This is a genomic window from Cytobacillus kochii (genome assembly GCF_020171845.1).
GTDB lineage: Bacteria > Bacillota > Bacilli > Bacillales > Cytobacillaceae > Cytobacillus > Cytobacillus kochii.
In genome coordinates this window covers 313,973-333,274 of the sequence record NZ_JAIVAM010000003.1, presented here as the reverse complement: position 1 = coordinate 333,274, position 19,302 = coordinate 313,973, and the positions used below count along the sequence as shown (strand labels likewise).

Here is a 19,302-nt window from a genome sequence, read left to right as displayed (position 1 = left end):
ATATCCCTCTCTCTTATTTTCTTTTAATCCTTCTTTCTCTCTTCTTTATCTTTTCCATTTCCCATTTGCGCTTTCTTTTGTATCCTGGTTTTACTTTTTTCGGTTTTTGTATAAGTGAACTCGCTTTTTTATCAATCTCATCTGTTTGACGTTGTCTGTTTTTTCTTTTATTACGATCGTCAAGTGTTACCCAATTTCCTTTAACAAAATCAATATGAGTAAAAGTAACGCCCATTTTCTCTAATTTATTTAATGCGTCTTCATCTGTTGGATCATAAATCGTTAAGGCGATACCTGAAGTGCCTGCTCTTGCTGTTCTACCTACACGATGAATATAAAAATCTAAGTCTGTAGGTAATTCGTAGTTAATTACGTGACTAATTCCTTTAATATCAATACCCCTAGCAGCTAAATCAGTTGCTACGATATATTGGAATTCGAGATCAACGATTTGCTTCATCATTTTCTTTCGTTCTCGTGGATTCAAATCTCCGTGAATTCTTCCGACTTTCAAGCCTTTAGCCATTAAACCATCTGCGACTTCATCTGCCTTTTTCTTCGTATTCGTAAACACGATGGCTAAATACGGGTTAAAAGACTGTAAAGCATCAAACACAAGATTTACTTTGTTGCGGTGTCTTGAAGGTAAGAGTTGATGTTCGATTTTAGCTGCGGTTGGTTGCTTCGGCTCTACATGAACAAATTTTGGGTTTTCCATATATTTTTTCAAAAATGGTTTAAGCTTCTCTGGGATGGTAGCTGAAAACACAAGCATTTGCAATTTCTCTTGCATGTGTGACGCAATTTGGTCAACATCTTCCAAGAAGCCCATATCCAACATTAAGTCCGCCTCATCCACAACTAACAATGAAGCTGTATGGATAAGCAATGCCTGCTCTTTCACTAAATCATTAATTCTTCCCGGTGTACCAACAACTATTTGCGGTTGCGTTTTAAGCTTTTCAATTGTTCTTTGTTTATCTGTACCTCCGATAAAAAGCTTAACTGCGATAGCTTCTTCACTATGGCTCGTGATTTTTAAAACTTCTTGATAAATTTGGTTGGCTAGCTCTCTAGTTGGTGCAGTGATAATTGCTTGTACACCTTTTTTGTTTGTTTGAATTTTTTCAACCATTGGCAGAATATAAGCGTGTGTTTTACCTGTACCTGTCTGGGATTGACCAATGGCACTTTCCCCTTTTAAGACAGTCGGTATTAATCTTTCCTGTATATCTGTTGGTTCAAAAAACCCTAACTTCTTTACTGCTTCTATAATAAAAGGTTTAAACTCATACCTCTCAAATCTTGTTTCATTCATTTTTTTAACTCCTCATTATCGTTATGAAATGATCATAAGTACTTGCACACATGATCACTTAAAATCGCAAACATTTACTCCATCATATTATTATAATAAAATTCCAGGTAAATAACCAGTTATACTTGTTATTCCTTCTTATCCTTTTATAAAGATAAACCCATTTCTCCTTTTTGCATACAATGAAAGTAAAATCCCCTTTTGAGAGGAGGAGATGTGATGTATCCAGGAATGGGACCAAATCGAGGGCAGAGACCAGGCTTCCCTCCACCACACCAAACACCACAAATGATGCAAAACTTATCAGGTAGGCCACCATTTCCACCCAGAATGACTCCATACGGATCAACACAACCAAGAAATAATGGTGGAATGAGAAATAACGGATCTTCAAGAAGTGGAGGTCTATTATCCAAAATCCTTGGTGGTAGAGGTGGTTCTGGTGCGCAGGCAGCTGTAAACACTGCTACTAATGCTGCCACAGAATCTAGAGCCGCTGGTGGAGCAGGCATTCTCCAAACGATAACAAATCCAACAAATATAAGTGGTTTTTTAACAAATACACAAAAATTCTTAAATACTGCAGGGCAAATCGGTCCAATGGTTCAACAGTACGGTCCGATGGTTAAAAATATCCCTTCAATGTGGAAGCTTTATCGCGGTCTTAAGAATATGAGTTCAACAACGGAAGAAAAAGAGGAAGAAAATGAATCTAGCTCACCATCTCCGATAAAGGATAGTCATCCTTCTATGTCAGCAATGAAAACTAATAAAGAAAAATCAGTCACTTTGGAGTCTTTAGAAGACCAGCCAACTCAACAACCCCCTAAAAAAGCGGGTGGTCAGTCTGTACCGAAACTGTATGTTTAGTCATGTGCTTAGCGCTCGCCATTTTGGCGAGTTTTTATTTTATTGTAAATTGCTCATTTCCTTCATTAAATGAATTAAAAACATTGTTAGAGTCATCTCTTAAGTACCAACATGCAAAGTGGACCTATCTATCACCTTCATTGTCTTATTTTCATTCGTCCTTACGGAACAATAGAATAGAGCTTAACTCACCATGGATTTCTTTTATCAATTCTCCTTTTTGTGTTATTGCTTTATGTCTTATATAATAGATTAGAAGAGATGAGTAATTTCATTCATCCAATGTTTTATTTACAATTATATAATTCAAAATATATGTTTCAGATATAGGGAGGATATTCAATGAACGTCATCAAAATATCACCAAGGGGCTACTGCTATGGTGTAGTAGACGCAATGGTGATTGCTAAAAACGCATCACTCGATAAAACCTTACCGAGGCCAATTTATATCCTTGGCATGATTGTCCATAACAAACACGTGACTGATGCATTTGAAGAAGAAGGCATTATTACTTTAGATGGGAAAAACCGTGATGATATTTTAGACCAAGTCCAAAGCGGTACGGTTATCTTTACCGCACATGGTGTATCACCTAAAATTCGAGAAAGAGCTAAAGAAAAAGGGTTAGTTACCTTAGATGCCACCTGCCCGGATGTGAGTAGCACGCATGATTTAATTCGTCAGAAGAAAGACGAAAATTATCAAATTATATATATTGGTAAAAAGGGACATCCTGAACCTGAAGGAGCGGTTGGGGTTGCACCTGAGATCGTTCACTTAGTTGAAACGATTGACGATGTTCAAGCGTTAACATTAACAAATGAAAAAATTCTCGTTACAAATCAAACAACCATGAGCCAATGGGATGTCGGCGATATCATGGAAGAAATCAAAGAGAAATATCCTCAAGCTGAATTTCATAAAGAAATTTGTCTTGCTACTCAAGTACGCCAAGAAGCGGTTGCAGAGCAAGCAGGGGCTGCAGATGTCCTTATCGTTGTTGGAGATCCGAAAAGTAATAACTCGAACAGGCTTGCTCAAGTTTCCGAAGAAATTGCTGGCACGAAGGCCTACCGTATTGGCGATATTTCCGAGCTTAATTTAGATTGGATTAAGGATGCTCAAACGGTTGCAGTAACGGCCGGTGCCTCTACACCAACACCAATTACAAAAGAAGTGATTTCTTTTATTGAACAGTATGATCCAAAAGAAGAATCAACTTGGCTTACAGAAAAGAAAGTACCATTATCTAAAATCCTTCCGAAAATAAAAAAGCCAAAAGCTGTACAAAAGTAAGCAAAAAGCCATCTCCATATGGAGATGGCTTTTTCTATTTTCAATTATACAAATGTAAAAGGATCTGTATGTACTTTAGAAGCAATAAACTCCACCTCTAACCCTTTTTCAGCGCATTTTTTCTTCATATATTCTGCAACACCTGATTTCATCACTTTTTCGACATTATGACCAGGGTCAATAATATTTAAACCAGCTTGCATCGCATCATGTGCAACATGATAATACATATCTCCCGTAACGTAAACGTCTGCACCTTTCATCTTCGCTTTTGCATAATATTTATTGCCATCTCCACCAAGAACGGCTACTTTTTTTACAATTGATTGTAAATCTCCCACTACACGCACGCTAGGCACATCCAACACCGCCTTCACATGCTCTGCAAACTGTGCTAAGGTCATTTCCTTTATATCACCTATTCTACCGAGTCCAAGAACTTCTCCTTGATTAGCTAAAGGGTAAAGGTCATAGGCCACCTCTTCATATGGATGAGCCGCAAGCATTGCTTTGATAACTTTCTTCTCTATATTAGATGGGAATATTACTTCAATTTTATTTTCTTTCACCTTTTCAAGTGTACCCGGTTGTCCAATATGCGGATTTGCTTCCTTACTTGGTAAAAATTGTCCATTCCCTTCACTTGAAAAACTACAATGACTATAATCGCCTAATGCACCTGCACCAGCATTACCTAAAGCTTGCTTGACTGCTTCCTCGTTCTCTACAGGTACATAAACAGCAAGTTTCATTAAAGGTATTTCATATGTTGGTACAAGGACTTCTGTATTTTTTATCTGAAGCGCAGTTGCTAATAGATCATTTACGCCACCCTTAGCAACATCCAAATTCGTATGAGCTGCATAAACGGCTATATCATGCTTAATTAATTTTGTATAGATTCTTCCTGCAGGTGTATCACTGTCTAATTTCTTTAAAGGACGGAAAATCGGTGGATGGTGTGCAATAATTAAGTTAACACCTTGGTCAATTGCTTCATCAACCACTTCCTCTAACACATCAAGTGCAACCATAACTTTGCTTACTTTTTGGTTCAAGCTGCCGATTTGTAACCCAATAGGATCTCCTTCCATTGCGTAGGCTTTTGGTGAAAACTGTTCAAATAACTGAATGATTTCATGTCCATTTGCTTTCTTCAAGATAATACCCCTCCAACAATAGCTATTTTCTTCTGTAAAGCAACTATTTTTTCATTATTTTCATTTGATGATTTTGCTGCTTGGATTTGACTAATTATTCTCTCCCAATTCTTTCGTTCATGTTTCCATTTTTTAATAAAAACTGCCGATTTTTCAAGTAATAAATACGGCCCTAACAAGAGTCCTTCTTCTAAATCGCCGTATCCTCGATTGATATCGCCTTTCTCAGCGATTAAGATCTCATAAATTTTTTCATCTTCTTCGATTATTTCTTCATTTATTAATGCCCATCCGTTTTCACGCAGCCAAAGTCTGATAGAGATGCTACTAATATTAGGCTGGAGAATTAATCGTTTTACCCCACCTAAGCGATCAGAACCTTCTTCCAAAATGGACGCAATCAGTGTTCCGCCCATACCTGCAATTGTTATTACATCTACTTCATCGTCCGTTAAAACAGAAAGTCCGCTTCCTTTTCTCACGGAGATTTTATCTTCTAATTTATCTGCTTTTACTTGTGCTAACGCTGATTGAAACGGTCCTTCGACAACCTCACCAGCAATCGCTTCTTCGGCAATCCCTTGTTTAACAGCATAACAAGGTAGGTAAGCATGATCTGAGCCAATATCGGCTATTTTCGAACCTTTTGGTATATATTGAGCAACTGTTCTTAATCGATTAGATAATTGATTTGTGTTCATTCGTTATTCCACCACTTCTATGTATTAAGTTCTGATTATAGTATAAAAAAAGTCCCTTGCATATGCAAAGGACTTATTCGTTTATTCCAATGTCATTAACCATTCAGCCATTTCTTGCTCTTTACCAGAGACAAGTCCCCCTGGCATTGCACCTTTACCATTTGTTAATACATCAACGATTTCTTCTTCTGAAAGTCTCTCGCCAACACCCGTTAGTGCGGGTCCTACACCACCTTGATATTGGTCACCATGACAGCCAATACAAGATTGTTGATAAATTTCCTCCGGTGACGCTGCTACCTCTTCTGTTGCTTCCTCGTCCCCTTCACTTGTCAGTTCTTTGTGATCACCTAATCCTTTAAATGAAACAAGGAACATTGCGCCAATCCCAAGGATAGCAATAAGAGCGAACGGTATTAACGGATTACGATTCAATGTTTAAACCTCCCTTATGTAAGAACTTCACAATATAAGTAAGTATATACAAACAATCTCTATTTTACTGTAAAAAACGCTATTGGAAAAGCCCTAAAACGAATTTGTTATCAGCAATTCAAAATTATTTTAATAAACTGGCAAAAAAGTTTACTTCCTATCATTTATTTTTTTACCATTTTACCCCTTTTCATTCCTTAAAAATATTTTATGTATAACATGAATTTTTTAAAAAGAAAAACTATCTAAAAAATAGTTTTGATTATAAATGAGGGTAATTTTATACACTTAAAGTCTCTAAAAATCCACCCTCTCTAACCATTCTTAGATAGCATTTTCCTTTAATGCAAAAAATATACTCCTATTAACAACCAATCTGTCTGGCAATCACCATACGTTGTATTTCTGAAGTTCCTTCTCCAATTTCTGTTAACTTACCATCACGCATATATCTTTCTACATGATATTCTTTCATATAGCCATAACCACCATGAATTTGAACGGCCTGATCAGCGATTTCCATACAAATCTCAGATGCATATAACTTACACATTGCCGCTTCTTTGGAAAACGGTTTTCCTTGATCTTTTAACCAAGCTGCTTTATAAACCATATTTCTCGCCAATTCAATTTTCATCGCCATATCGGCAAGTTTGAATTGTATAGCTTGAAAATGAGATAACTTTCTACTAAATTGTTCACGTTCTTTAGCATACTTTAGTGCCTTCTCATATGCTGCTTGGGCAATGCCCACTGCCATGGCACCAATGCCAATTCTTCCTCCGTCAAGAGTGATTAAAAATTGCTTAAATCCATCACCCTTTTTACCGAGCAAGTGCTCAGTCGGCACGCGCACGTCTTCTAATATCAATTCAGTTGTATTGGATGCATTGAGTCCCATCTTCTCATAATTATCCAATACAGTGAACCCGTTCGCATCGGTAGGAACAATAATCGCACTAATTTCTTTATCCGTACCATTCATACTCGTGATAGCTGTTAAGGCTAAATGTTTTGCATAACTCGCATTCGTGATATAGCACTTATTCCCATTGATGATATATTCCCCGTTCTCTTCTACTGCTGTTGTTCTTGTCCCACCAGCATCGGAGCCAGCATTCGGTTCAGTTAAACCAAATGCACCAAGACTCTCACCGGTACAAATAGGTGTTAAATACTTATGTTTTTGTTCTTCAGTACCAAATAATGACAGAGGTGCACCGCCCAATGATATGTGAGCAGAATACGTTATACCTGTTGAGGCGCATGCTTTACTTAATTCTTCAGTTACAATTGCAAAACTAATTGTATCGGCTCCACCACCGCCATATTCTTCCGAAAAGGGCAAGCCCATCATACCCAGGTCTGATAATTTCTTGAACACTTCCAATGGAAATTCTTTCGTTCGGTCCCTTTCCAATGCACCAGGTTCCACTTCTTCCATTGCGAACTCTTTAATCGTTTTAAAAATCATCTTTTGTTCAGATGTAAGGTCAAAATTCATATAAATCCTCCTTCTTATGACTTTTGAATACGCTTTCAATTCCTATTATATAATCACCTCTATAATATTCTCAAGATTTAAAAAATTTAAAATTGTGCATAGTTATGTTTCAATAATAATTTAAAACATTAGAACTAAATAAAACCGCTTTATAAACCTTTTGTTTTGTTTTTCAATATAGTAATAATTATCTAAAAAATAAATAATTTAAGAATTTTTTACAAAAAGTAATTTGCAATATAATTAACTATTCAGTAAAATAAATTGTAAATATAAGTATGGATATTACCGTACATTTGTTTATTTATTAATATATGGTATCATATACAAATAAAGGAATTATCCACACAACTAGAAGTGAATATTGCACTAAAAAAAGATAGCTTACTCATTAAGAGTAAACTATCTTGAGTTGAATTCTATTCTAAAAAGTCTTTCAGCCTTTTACTTCTGCTAGGATGTCTTAATTTTCGAAGGGCTTTCGCTTCAATTTGACGAATCCTTTCTCTCGTGACGCCAAAGACCTTTCCAACCTCTTCTAGCGTCCTTGTTCTTCCATCATCTAGCCCAAAGCGAAGACGAAGTACATTTTCTTCACGGTCTGTTAAAGTGTCGAGTACATCTTCTAACTGCTCTTTTAACAGCTCGTAGGCAGCATGCTCAGATGGAGAAGTAGCGTCTTGGTCTTCTATGAAATCTCCAAGATGAGAATCATCCTCTTCACCAATCGGTGTTTCTAATGAGACTGGCTCTTGAGCAATTTTTAAAATTTCTCGTACTTTATCTGGTGTTAAATCCATGTCTTCAGCAATTTCTTCTGGAGAAGGTTCACGGCCCAAATCTTGTAGCAATTGGCGTTGAACACGAATTAACTTATTAATTGTTTCAACCATGTGAACCGGAATTCGAATGGTTCTTGCTTGGTCAGCTATTGCTCTTGTAATTGCTTGACGTATCCACCATGTAGCATAAGTACTAAATTTAAAACCTTTACGATAGTCAAATTTCTCTACTGCTTTTATAAGACCCATATTCCCTTCCTGGATCAAATCTAAAAACAGCATGCCACGACCGACATATCGCTTGGCAATACTTACAACGAGACGTAGGTTAGCCTCCGCTAAACGACGCTTCGCTTCTTCGTCGCCTTGCTCAATTTTATTTGCAAGTGAAATCTCTTCTTCTGCTGTTAATAGGTCGACACGACCAATTTCCTTTAAATACATTCTTACAGGGTCGTTAATTTTTACTCCAGGAGGTACGCTTAAATCATTTAAATCAAATTCCTCTTCATTTTTTGCTAATTCTTGCGCATTGGGATCTGCATCGTCATCATTATCACCAACTAGTTCCACACCTTGATCACCAAGGAATTCATAGAACTCATCCATTTGATGAGAATCCAACTCATAATGAGACAATCTTTCTGCTATATCATCATAGGCGAGAACACCTGTCTTCTTTCCTGTTTCTAAAATCTGCTCTTTTGCTTGTTCTAGGGTCAATTCTGTTTCAACCTCTTTCGAACGGGCCGATTTTTCAGCCATTTGTCCCCCTCCTTCCAAAAAATCACAAACCTCTGGGACAGCATAACACTTAAATGGTTATTATGGTAATCATTTGCTTTTGCTTATGCAGTCTATAATATAATTAACACGATGAGAGATAATCACTTTTCTAATGATTTTCTTAATTGTAGAATCTCCATCGCAATTAATGCCGCTTTGGCATAGTCCTTTTGACGTTCTGCTTCTTTTTCATCATGAATTTTTTCTTTTATTTTAATCATCTTTTGATGATTTAACACATGCTTAATATAATCAGATAATTCCTTTTCAGTAAAATCTTCATTGACAGGCATCATCACAATATCTGCTACAATATGCCGCAACTCTTTGTCTTTTATAAATTGCATAAAGTTACTTGTATTGGGCACATGACCACTTTCATAATATGCAAGAAGATAAGTATAAATCGCTTGGTGCTCATCTACATTAAATTCATTGCCACTTAACATTTCCTGAACTTTCAATGTAATATCGTGATTATTCATCATATGAGCCAACAACATACGCTCAGCATTTTGAAAAGCTGGCCGTAATACATTATTTGACTTTTGTTGTAATAAAAACGGTTCTTGCGGTAATGACTGTGGCTGATTTTTTGTATTTTTTTGCATTGAATAAAATATTTGTTTTTGTTGCTGTTGTAAGGCATCTAATGAAAGCGAAAATTCGCTAGCAATTTGTCTTAAATAATGATCTCTTTCTACTGCTTTCGTTAGACGACTGATTTCTGTTAGTACTTCTTCTATATAACGAAGCCGTTCTCCTTCATCATTCAACCTTTTTCCTAGTCTTAAATATCTCATTTTAAAGGACATATAAGTAAGACTAGCCTCAATGACCTCATTTTTAAACTTTTCTGCGCCATATTCCTTTATATAATCATCAGGGTCAAGCTCTTCCGGAAGCCAAGCAATTCGCACATTACAACCGACTGATTGAAGCATATCTAAGGCTCGATTGGCTGCTTGAATTCCTGCTGTATCCCCATCATAGCAGATCGTCACATGGTCAGTACTTTTTCGAATTAATTGTACATGTTCATCTGTAAGCGAAGTACCCATCGTAGCAATTCCATTAATGACGCCAGCCGCATCAGCAGCAATGACATCGGCAAATCCCTCAAAGAGAACAGCTCTTTGCTCTTTTTTAATGTGCTTCTTTGCTCGATTAAAATTAAAGACCGTTTTGCTCTTATTGAAAATGGCCGTTTCAGGACTATTTAAATATTTTGGGTCTTCTTCCCCCAATGATCTTCCTGAAAAAGCAATAATATTCCCTTTTTCATTATGGATAGGAAACATGATACGATGGCGAAATCGATCAAAAAAGTTACCATCTCTCTCTCTTTTGATTAATAAACCTGCTCTTTCCATGAGATCCAAGGGAAATTTTCTTTTCTGCAAAAATTTACAGACAAAGTCCCATGAATTTAGTGAGTAGCCAATTTTATACTTCTCAATTGACTCCATTGTAAATCCACGTTTTAATAGGTATTCTAACGCTTCTTGACCATCCTTTGTGTTTACTAGTAAATGATGGTAGAATTTACATAATAATTCATGCGCATCATACATTTGTTGCAATTCAGGTGACTGTTTCACGTTTTTGTCATGTGAAGAAACGTCAATATCAATAGGAATATTTGCTTTCTCTGCTAAGTTAACAACAGCTTCTTGAAAGGAAAAACCTTCTAAATCCATTAGAAATGAAAAAGCGTTTCCTCCTGCATGACAACCAAAGCAATGGTAAATTTGCTTATCAGGAGATACGGAAAATGATGGTGTATTCTCTCCATGAAAAGGGCAAAGTCCAAAATAATTTCGGCCTTGCTTTGTTAAATTCACATAATCTCCAATAACATCAACAATATCAACTGAATTTCGAATTTGATCAATCTTTTCTTCAGGAATACGTTCTGCCATAACGACAACTCCCCACTACATAAAGAAGTATTCTAGAAAAAAAGCTAAAATCCTTCAATTTTCGACAATATTTTTGTCAGTTCTTTCTTGAATCGCTGTCGGTCTTCTTCCTTAAACGGTTTAGGACCTTTTCCATAAACACCTTGGCGCCGTGCTTTTGCAGATAGGTATCGCATATCTAATGCTGTATGGATATGACCTTCCTCATAAACATTACCCCTTGGCGATAAAACATGAACACCATTTAACAAAAGTGTAGAAGCAAGACCTATATCCTGGGTAATTACCACATCTCCTCGTTTGGAGTAATTTTGGATATATAAATCGACAGCTTCTTTACTGGAATCCACGAATGTCCACTCATCTGAGCGATACTCTGCTTTCATATGTGCATAGGATGCAATGAACTTGTAAGCAACCGAATGAATATTGGCCAATTCGACAATTTCCTGCTTAACCGGACAGGCATCCGCATCAACTAAGATGGTTGGTTCGTCTGATGTTCTTATAATTCTACATCACTCCAGTATTTCCTCCTTATAAAGAAGTTTCTTTATAATGGAAGGATTGTCGAATTTTTTTTATATAATTCCCTTGACTTCTCCCAATAAATAGTTTATTCGTTAAAAGTCAAGTCTAAACCTATTTTATCATTTTTTATCACGATTTTTTATTATAATATATAAAACAGATAATTTCCAGACATAAGTTTTATATAGAATGCTTCTACTAGCGCTAGCTTATTTATGCAGCAAAATGGCAATTGCATACAATTTAATCTGGAATGTACAAAGAAAAGGCACATAATCAATTACATTATGTGCTAATCCTTTAAAAGATTTTTACGATAATGATCTAGTACAAGATTTGCTGTTTCTTCAACCGCTTTGTTTGTTACATCAATCACTGAACAACCTATCTGATTTACAATGCGATCGAAATATGAAATCTCATCTTTAATTCTTTCTATATTTGCATAACTTGCGCTATCACTAAGTCCTAAAGAAATAAGCCTTTCTCTTCTAATATGATTTAATTTTTCTGGGCTAATCTTCAAACCAAAACACTTCTCTTTTGGTACGAGGAATAACTCTTCAGGAGGGTCGACTTCTGGTACAAGCGGCACGTTGGCCACTTTTAACCTTTTATGAGCTAAATATTGTGATAATGGTGTTTTCGATGTCCGAGAGACCCCTATTAAAACGATATCAGCCTTTAAAATTCCCCTAGGGTCTCTACCATCATCATATTTAACGGCAAATTCGATTGCTTCAATCTTCTTGAAGTAATCATCATCTAATTTCCTCACTACACCCGGTTCATACAATGGTTCATTTCCATAATTATTTTGAATTTGATCCATGATCGGTCCGATAATATCGTAGGCGAAGATATTTTCTTTTTTAGCTGTTTCAAGCATATAATTACGTATATGTGGCTTCACTAACGTATATGCAATGAATCCTTTGTCGAGTTTAGCTAAAGCGACCACTTCATCGATATGAGCTTGTTCCTCGACGTAAGGAAAACGTTTAATTCTTACATCCCCATTATTGAACTGACTTGCAGCCGCCTTTATGACAAGCTCAGCCGTTTCACCAACAGAATCAGAAACTACATAAATAATTGGCATATTACCCATACTAGCATAATCAACTCCTTATTTGAGCTTTACTTATTCACCCGCTAGTGCAACAAATGCTTTTGTTAAATTAGTTTTTGTTATTCTTCCAATAACCTCAAAGCCTTTATCAGCTTCCTTCACAACGGGCATACCATCAATTTGCTTATCAATGAGTTGTTGCGCTACATCAATAAGTAAGTCTTCTTTCTTACACATTGTGATATTTGGCATCCTCGTCATAATGATATTTACTGGTAGTGCACCGAGCTCTTGCTTTCCGATACTGGCTCTTAACAAATCTTTTCTAGATAATACACCTACTAGTAAAGAGTCCTTGTCAACAACAAATAATGTGCCAACATCCTCTAAAAACATTGTGACAATGGCATCATAAACTGAAGTATTTTCACTAATAACAACTGGAATTGATTGATAATCCTTCACAAATAACTTTTTCATATTCTCAGTTAAAAGTTGAGCACCTGTTTTTCCTGTATAGAAATATCCTACTCTTGGTCTTGCGTCTAAATAGCCAGCCATCGTTAAAATAGCTAAATCCGGACGAAGCGTAGCTCTTGTTAAATGTAATTGATCAGCGATATGTTCTCCTGTAATTGGACCATTTTCTTTCACTATTTCTAATATTTTTTCCTGCCGTTTATTGAGTTCCATTGATCTCACCACCTTGAGTTGGAGCGTCTTCTAAGTAAACCTATGCATATGTAGACGTTTCCCCAAATAAGCAAATTATGAACGAGCAATAAGGTTATACTTTTATATAATTATTATATACTATTTCTCAGAAATGAAAAGAATTTGCTTGTTGAAGTAAATGAGAAAGGGTGGAAAGAACCATATGGCAGCATTTAAAGGTTCTTTCCATTTAAATCATTTCACAAGTATATGATTCATTTGTGCAAACGATTGTATCATCGTTGCTAAATGGGCCATAAAGCTTAAACGATTTGCTTTCACTTTTGGATCTTCAGCCATTACCATTGTATGTTCAAAATACATATCAATTTCTGGTTTTAAAGATACAAGATAGTTGAAGTAATCCTCTGCATTTGTTGTTTCATCAAGGTTATTTCTTACTTCAATGTATTTATTATATAGCTTATGCTCATCTTCATTCTCAAATAGCTCTATTTGAACAGCTTCCATACTTTCTGCTTTTTGAGCGATATTCAAGACCCTACTTAATGCTTCTATTTCACCCTTGAAACGGTCATTATCTTTGTTTGAATGAAGAACTTGCGCCCTTTCAATAATCGCTGGGACCGATGTTAATGCGCTGCCTAACACAGCATCAATTAAATCATAGCGAATGGCTTTTTCTTGTAATATATACTTTATTCTTAAGCGGAAAAAGGCTATTAACTCTTCTTTTATTTTCTCATTCTCTTGCTTATTAATGCCAGCATTTTCGGTAAGGTGGATAGCTTGATTAATTAACTCCTCAAACGAAACCTCCCAATTCATATTCAACAATGTTTGGACGATTCCAGTCGCTTGTCTTCTTAGCGCATACGGGTCTTGTGAACCACTTGGAATAATCCCGATTGCAAAACAAGAAACAATCGTATCTAACTTTTCTGCAATAGATAAAATCGCCCCAGGGACGGATTTTGCAGTAGAATCATGTGCGTTTCTTGGCATATAATGTTCATTAATAGCCTGAGCTACTACAGTATCTTCTCCTTTTTGCAAGGCATATTTCTCACCCATGAAACCTTGAAGTTCTGGAAATTCATAAACCATTTGTGTCACAAGGTCAAACTTACAAATTTCTGCAGCCCTATCTGCTACTTTTTTATCCTCTGATGAAAGTGCTAATAATTGAGCGAGATGATTCGTTAATGCTCGTACACGACCTACTTTCTCAGACATCGTTCCAATTTCTTCATGATAAACGATTTTTTCTAATTTTTTCAAAGAAGCTGCAATGGATGTTTTTTGGTCTTCATTATAGAAAAATGCTGCATCTGATAATCTTGCTCGTAGCACTTTTTCATTTCCTCGAGCGACATTATCCAAATGCTCGTGGCCACCATTCCTCACTGTTATAAATTGAGGCAATAAGTCTCCACTTTTCGATTTAACAGGAAAATAGCGCTGATGTTCTTTCATCGAAGTCACAAGCACTTCCTCTGGTAATGATAAATACTCCTCTTCAAAACTGCCGAATAAAGCAGTAGGATACTCTACTAAGTTATTTACTTCCTCAAGTAAATCTTCATCAATTGGGACGAGCCAATTTTGTTCTTCTTCTAGTTTATTGATTTGCTTATGAATGGCTTCTTTTCTTTCCACAGCATCAACAATCACATATTCTGCAAGCAAAGCTTTTTCGTATGATTTAGGATTCGTAATAATAACATCTTTTCCTAAGAAACGATGCCCTCTAGATGTATTACCTGTTTGTACATCTGTTATTTCAAAAGGAACCACCTTTTCACCGTACATTGCCACTAGCCATTTAATTGGTCTAATGAAGCGCATTTCTTTGTCTGCCCATTTCATATTCTTTGGGAAATGCATAGAAAGAATGAGCTCTTTTAATTCAGGAAGTAATTTCAGCGTTTCTTGTCCTTTAGTAAAGGTTTTAACATGTGCATATTCTACACCTTTGATTTCTTTAAAGAAAATATCATCAGGTGTCGCTCCTTGACCTCTACTAAAGCCAATCGCTGCTTTTGTCCACTCACCTTGGTCATTCAGTGCAATTTTTTTCGCCGGGCCTTTTGCTTCTTCATGGACATCTTCCTGTGCTTCTTCAACATCTTCTACAAGTACAGCTAATCTTCTAGGCGTAGAGTATGATTTCATCCCTGAAAATTGAATACCTTTTTCTACTAACCAAGCCTTTACTTTATCCGATAATTGGTTCATGCTATCTGTTACAAAACGCGCTGGCATTTCTTCTAATCCAATTTCTAATAGGAGATCTTGTTTACTCATTTTCTTTCCCCTCCTTTTCTTGTATCATCGGAAATCCTAATTTCTCACGTTCTTCATAAAAGGTTTTAGCAATTTTTCGAGCAAGTGTACGACATCGACCAATATATCCCGTTCTCTCAGTGACAGAAATCGCTCCTCTTGCATCTAATAAGTTGAATGTGTGCGAACACTTAAGTACATAATCATATGCAGGATGAACGAGTCCCACCTCCATTTGGCGATGAGCTTCTTTTTCATAAATATTAAAGAGATTAAATAACATATCAACATCTGAAGTTTCGAATGTATACTTTGAATGCTCATATTCGGGTTGTCCAAAAATATCTCTGACAGTAAAACCTTCTGTCCATTCTAATTCAAATACATTTTCCTTATCTTGAATATAAGAGGCGAGCCTTTCAATACCATATGTAATCTCAACAGAAACAGGCTTACACTCTAATCCTCCGACTTGTTGAAAATAAGTAAATTGCGTAATTTCCATACCATCAAGCCATACTTCCCAACCGAGTCCAGCACAGCCTAAAGACGGGTTTTCCCAATTATCTTCAACAAAGCGGATATCATGCTTTAACGGATCAATACCTAATGCTTCTAAAGAAGCTAAATAAAGCTCTTGGATATTATCTGGTGAAGGCTTCATTATTACTTGGAACTGATGATGCTGATAGAGACGGTTTGGATTTTCACCATATCTGCCGTCTGCTGGTCTTCTAGAAGGCTCTACATAAGCAACATTCCACGGTTCAGGCCCAATCGCTCTTAAAAATGTATACGGGCTCATTGTACCTGCACCTTTTTCAGTATCATAAGCTTGCATCAAGATACATCCTTGATCTGACCAATGCTTTTGCAACGTTAAAATCATATTTTGAATATTCATAAGCCACCTCTTTCTTTCCTTTTCAGTCACCAAAGACCGGTATCTACATTAGATAAATACTTGCTTTTCGACAAGTATTTATTCTTTTAAAAGCATAAAAAACTCTCGTCTCTATGCCTTTAATAAAGACATAGGGACGAGAGTTAACCCGCGGTTCCACCCTATTTGCTACTTACTTTTACGTAGCCTCTTTTACTTCACCTGTTGCTCCAGAGCGCCCTTCGTTCACTTTCTATTCTCTAGCTCACACTCTCCTAGAGTCGCTTTTATAGAGGGAGTGAAGTACTTTTCTCCTTCATTGCTAAACATAGCTATAATTTAATGAAATAATAGCTGAATTTCTTTCGAAAGTCAATAGCTTACTTTTACTTATTATTGCATGAAACCCTTCATATTGTTCATTTGATTTAAAAACCTTTTTGTTTTTAATTGCAAACCTGCATACTCATCATAGTATGTTTCTATTACTTTTTTCAATTCAAGTTTGGTTTGTTCTTTTACAGATATATTCCCAAGCCTTGACAAGTCCATGTAATAAAAAATGCGAAGTAATCTAACCGTAGCAGGAGAAAGCTTTAGATGATAGGGATCTTTATCCAAACAATGATGACAAATGAAGCCATTTTGGCTAATAGAAAAAGCAAATGTTCCTTCCGTCCGTTGACAGACGGCACAATGATTAAGCTCAGGATATAAGCCAAATAAGCCGAGCATTTTCATTTCGAAAATATGTGTAAGAATTTCAGCATCATATCCTTCATCAATTGCTTGTATGCATCTAAATACAAGTTCGAAAAGATAAGGGTTAGGCTTCTTCTCTTCCGTTCCTTTATCCAGTAAGTCTACTATGTAACTTACATATGCTGTAAGGAAAATATCTTCTTTTATACTTCGCATTGAAAGTGAAATTTCACCTTGTTGAAGGGTCCCCAGCCCTCTGCTTCTTTGTATTAAATAAGTGCCATAAGTAAAAGGCTGGGTGACAGCAGCAAGCCGACTATTTGGCTTTTTTGCGCCGCGTGCCATCACACCAACCTTTCCCCACTCTCTTGTAAAGAGTGTGACAATTTTATTTGTTTCGCCATAATTGACTGTTCTAATGACAATGCCTTCACATTTTTCAAGCATCGATGTCACCATCCTTATACGATGACAACCTATGAAATCGGAAAATCAAATTCTGCTAGTTCTTCATCTTGTTCTACGGGTATATCATGGTAATCTTTTTCAATTTCTTTAAAAAGAAGATATGTGTCAATATTACCTGTTTGGGAAAACACTTTCCAGGTAAAATCTTTCATAGATAACCCCACCTTTATTGTGTTTTTACTAGCAATTAAATCTATACTCTTATCATAGCCTGTCTTCTGAAAATCATAAGACGAAAAAATTGTTAATTAAATGGATGCATAATTCTTTGATTTCACCAATAACCTATGTTGACAGGTTTAATATTCATCTTCCCTAAATCCAAAGTCTCTTAACTGGGTCATTTTGTTACGCCAATCTTTTTGAACTTTCACCCATAATTCGAGGAAAACCTTACTTCCCATGAGATTTTCTATATCTACTCTTGCTCGTTGTCCGACCTCTTTGAGCATTTTCCCTTGTTTACCAATAACAATACCCTTTTGAGAATCTCTTTCAACAATAATCGTAGCCATGACATGAATGATATCCTTCTTATCTTGCCGCTCAATCTTATCAATCACAACCGCTAATGAGTGAGGAATCTCTTCTCGGGTTAAATGTAAAGCCTTTTCTCGTATCAATTCGGAAATAATAAACCTCTCCGGATGATCTGTTACTTGATCAGCAGGATAGTATTGTGGCCCCTCTGGTAAATATTCCTTAAGCTGCTCTAGAAGGCGATCAACATTATTCCCTTCTAAAGCGGATATCGGCACAATTTCACAGAAGTTATATTTCTCCTTATAAGATTCAATGACAGACAATAATGCATCTGGGTGAATTTTGTCAATTTTATTGATGACAAGAAAAACAGGTGTTTTGACTGATTGGAACTTTTCTATAATGAATTCTTCCCCTCTGCCAAACCCTTCTTCAGCATTCACCATAAATATAATGGCATCGACTTCTTTTAGCGTATTTTGTGCAACTTTCATCATAAAGTCACCTAATTTATGCTTAGGCTTATGAATTCCTGGTGTATCGATAAAAATATACTGTGCATCATTTGTTGTGAGCACACCTTGTACTTTGTTTCTTGTTGTTTGTGGTTTATCACTCATAATCGCAATTTTTTGTCCAATGACACGGTTAAGTAGTGTAGACTTTCCTACATTTGGTCTGCCGATAATGGAAATAAACCCTGATTGATGTCCTTGTTGATTATTCATGTAAATCCTCCGATGAAAAAGCTCCTGGTAATAGTTGCTCTACTGTTAATTGTTGTGTATCTCCGTTTAAGTTTGTTAGAACCACCGGCATCTCTTTTGAACATAATTCAGAGATTACCTGCCTGCACGCCCCACATGGTGATACTGGTCTGTCAGTATCTGCAACAACTGCTAACATTTTAAATTCTGTTACGCCATCAGAATATGCTTTAAAAAGCGCCGTTCTTTCGGCACAATTACACATACTATATGCGGCATTCTCTATATTACATCCGTGGAAAACTGTACCATCTACTGCCAAAAGTGCAGCACCAACTTTAAATTTTGAATACGGTACATATGCCCGGTCCCTTGCTATTTTCGCTTCTTCGATTAGTTTATCAATGTTCAATTGTTTCTTCCTTTCTGAAATGGCCGATTGCCTTCTTTTATTTTACACTATTTTTTTTGTAAAATCATGGGTTGTTGTCATTTTGTAATAAAATAATTGAATTTTCAGTAAATAAGCCCATTTAATAAATTTCTTCTGCTCTGTCATTTTAGCTTAATCATGCGTACTATACAAACGGTTTTATCTTCATTTCACAAATCAAGAAATGAAAATTTATTTTCCCATGAATCCAACTTTTTTTATACTATCTTGTACTTATTTTAAAAAAATTAAGCAAATGGTTTTAAAACGTAAAAAAAGCATATA

The 19,302-nt window shown here is 36.1% G+C and carries 18 protein-coding genes; 2 read left to right on the top strand and 16 right to left on the bottom strand.

Going from position 1 to position 19,302, the window contains the following annotated elements; genetic code table 11:
- Positions 1 to 13: 13 nt before the first annotated feature.
- The gene (locus LCM23_RS05090; protein ID WP_224935955.1) at positions 14 to 1,318 is read right to left on the bottom strand and encodes a DEAD/DEAH box helicase; all 1,305 of its coding nucleotides are present in this window, start codon (positions 1,316 to 1,318) and stop codon (positions 14 to 16) included.
- Positions 1,319 to 1,537: 219 nt separating this feature from the next.
- Between LCM23_RS05090 and LCM23_RS05085 the strand changes: the two genes are divergently transcribed.
- Positions 1,538 to 2,188 (top strand): YqfQ family protein, encoded by a 651-nt coding sequence (locus tag LCM23_RS05085; protein WP_224935954.1) that lies wholly within the window; start codon positions 1,538 to 1,540, stop codon positions 2,186 to 2,188.
- Between the two features lie 342 nt (positions 2,189 to 2,530).
- Entirely contained in the window at positions 2,531 to 3,487 is a 957-nt protein-coding gene (locus tag LCM23_RS05080; RefSeq protein WP_224935953.1) for a 4-hydroxy-3-methylbut-2-enyl diphosphate reductase, read from the top strand.
- A 44-nt stretch (positions 3,488 to 3,531) separates the two neighbouring features.
- Here LCM23_RS05080 and LCM23_RS05075 read toward each other — a convergent pair whose 3' ends face one another.
- The 15 genes from LCM23_RS05075 to LCM23_RS05005 form a co-directional block, all read right to left on the bottom strand.
- Positions 3,532 to 4,647 carry a Nif3-like dinuclear metal center hexameric protein gene (locus LCM23_RS05075; RefSeq protein WP_224935952.1) on the bottom strand — a complete coding sequence of 372 codons (1,116 nt, stop codon included), beginning with the start codon at positions 4,645 to 4,647 and terminating at the stop codon, positions 3,532 to 3,534.
- Positions 4,644 to 5,348, bottom strand: a complete 705-nt coding sequence (locus LCM23_RS05070) for a tRNA (adenine(22)-N(1))-methyltransferase (protein WP_224935951.1) — start codon at positions 5,346 to 5,348, stop codon at positions 4,644 to 4,646. The genes LCM23_RS05075 and LCM23_RS05070 overlap by 4 nt, the downstream gene beginning before the upstream one ends.
- A gap of 81 nt (positions 5,349 to 5,429) precedes the next feature.
- Positions 5,430 to 5,783, bottom strand: coding sequence for a cytochrome c550 (gene cccA, locus LCM23_RS05065; RefSeq protein ID WP_095372539.1), 354 nt, complete (start codon positions 5,781 to 5,783; stop codon positions 5,430 to 5,432).
- A 364-nt stretch (positions 5,784 to 6,147) separates the two neighbouring features.
- Complete coding sequence (locus LCM23_RS05060; RefSeq protein WP_095372538.1) at positions 6,148 to 7,287, bottom strand: acyl-CoA dehydrogenase family protein; 1,140 nt, start codon at positions 7,285 to 7,287, stop codon at positions 6,148 to 6,150.
- 419 nt (positions 7,288 to 7,706) lie between these two features.
- Positions 7,707 to 8,834, bottom strand: coding sequence for an RNA polymerase sigma factor RpoD (gene rpoD, locus LCM23_RS05055; protein ID WP_095372537.1), 1,128 nt, complete (start codon positions 8,832 to 8,834; stop codon positions 7,707 to 7,709).
- A gap of 122 nt (positions 8,835 to 8,956) precedes the next feature.
- Positions 8,957 to 10,777, bottom strand: a complete 1,821-nt coding sequence (gene dnaG / locus LCM23_RS05050; RefSeq protein ID WP_224935950.1) for a DNA primase — start codon at positions 10,775 to 10,777, stop codon at positions 8,957 to 8,959.
- A 44-nt stretch (positions 10,778 to 10,821) separates the two neighbouring features.
- Positions 10,822 to 11,286, bottom strand: coding sequence for a YaiI/YqxD family protein (locus LCM23_RS05045; protein ID WP_224936200.1), 465 nt, complete (start codon positions 11,284 to 11,286; stop codon positions 10,822 to 10,824).
- A 314-nt stretch (positions 11,287 to 11,600) separates the two neighbouring features.
- Positions 11,601 to 12,419: a pyruvate, water dikinase regulatory protein gene (locus LCM23_RS05040; protein ID WP_095372534.1), complete on the bottom strand. Its 819-nt coding sequence runs from the start codon at positions 12,417 to 12,419 to the stop codon at positions 11,601 to 11,603.
- Positions 12,420 to 12,452: 33 nt separating this feature from the next.
- Positions 12,453 to 13,073, bottom strand: a complete 621-nt coding sequence (locus LCM23_RS05035) for a helix-turn-helix transcriptional regulator (RefSeq protein ID WP_263624130.1) — start codon at positions 13,071 to 13,073, stop codon at positions 12,453 to 12,455.
- Positions 13,074 to 13,289: 216 nt separating this feature from the next.
- Positions 13,290 to 15,362: a glycine--tRNA ligase subunit beta gene (gene glyS, locus LCM23_RS05030; RefSeq protein ID WP_224935949.1), complete on the bottom strand. Its 2,073-nt coding sequence runs from the start codon at positions 15,360 to 15,362 to the stop codon at positions 13,290 to 13,292.
- Entirely contained in the window at positions 15,355 to 16,245 is an 891-nt protein-coding gene (glyQ, locus tag LCM23_RS05025; protein ID WP_224935948.1) for a glycine--tRNA ligase subunit alpha, read from the bottom strand. Before glyQ ends, glyS begins: the two co-directional genes overlap by 8 nt.
- A 372-nt stretch (positions 16,246 to 16,617) precedes the next feature.
- Positions 16,618 to 17,373, bottom strand: coding sequence for a DNA repair protein RecO (gene recO, locus LCM23_RS05020; RefSeq protein ID WP_095372530.1), 756 nt, complete (start codon positions 17,371 to 17,373; stop codon positions 16,618 to 16,620).
- Positions 17,374 to 17,402: 29 nt separating this feature from the next.
- On the bottom strand, positions 17,403 to 17,546 hold the full coding sequence (locus LCM23_RS05015; protein ID WP_095372529.1) for a YqzL family protein: 144 nt from the start codon (positions 17,544 to 17,546) through the stop codon (positions 17,403 to 17,405).
- A gap of 147 nt (positions 17,547 to 17,693) precedes the next feature.
- A complete protein-coding gene (gene era / locus LCM23_RS05010; RefSeq protein WP_095372528.1) occupies positions 17,694 to 18,605 on the bottom strand; it encodes a GTPase Era in 912 nt (303 codons plus the stop codon).
- A complete protein-coding gene (locus LCM23_RS05005) occupies positions 18,598 to 18,996 on the bottom strand; it encodes a cytidine deaminase (RefSeq protein ID WP_224935947.1) in 399 nt (132 codons plus the stop codon). The genes era and LCM23_RS05005 overlap by 8 nt, the downstream gene beginning before the upstream one ends.
- Positions 18,997 to 19,302 lie beyond the last annotated feature (306 nt).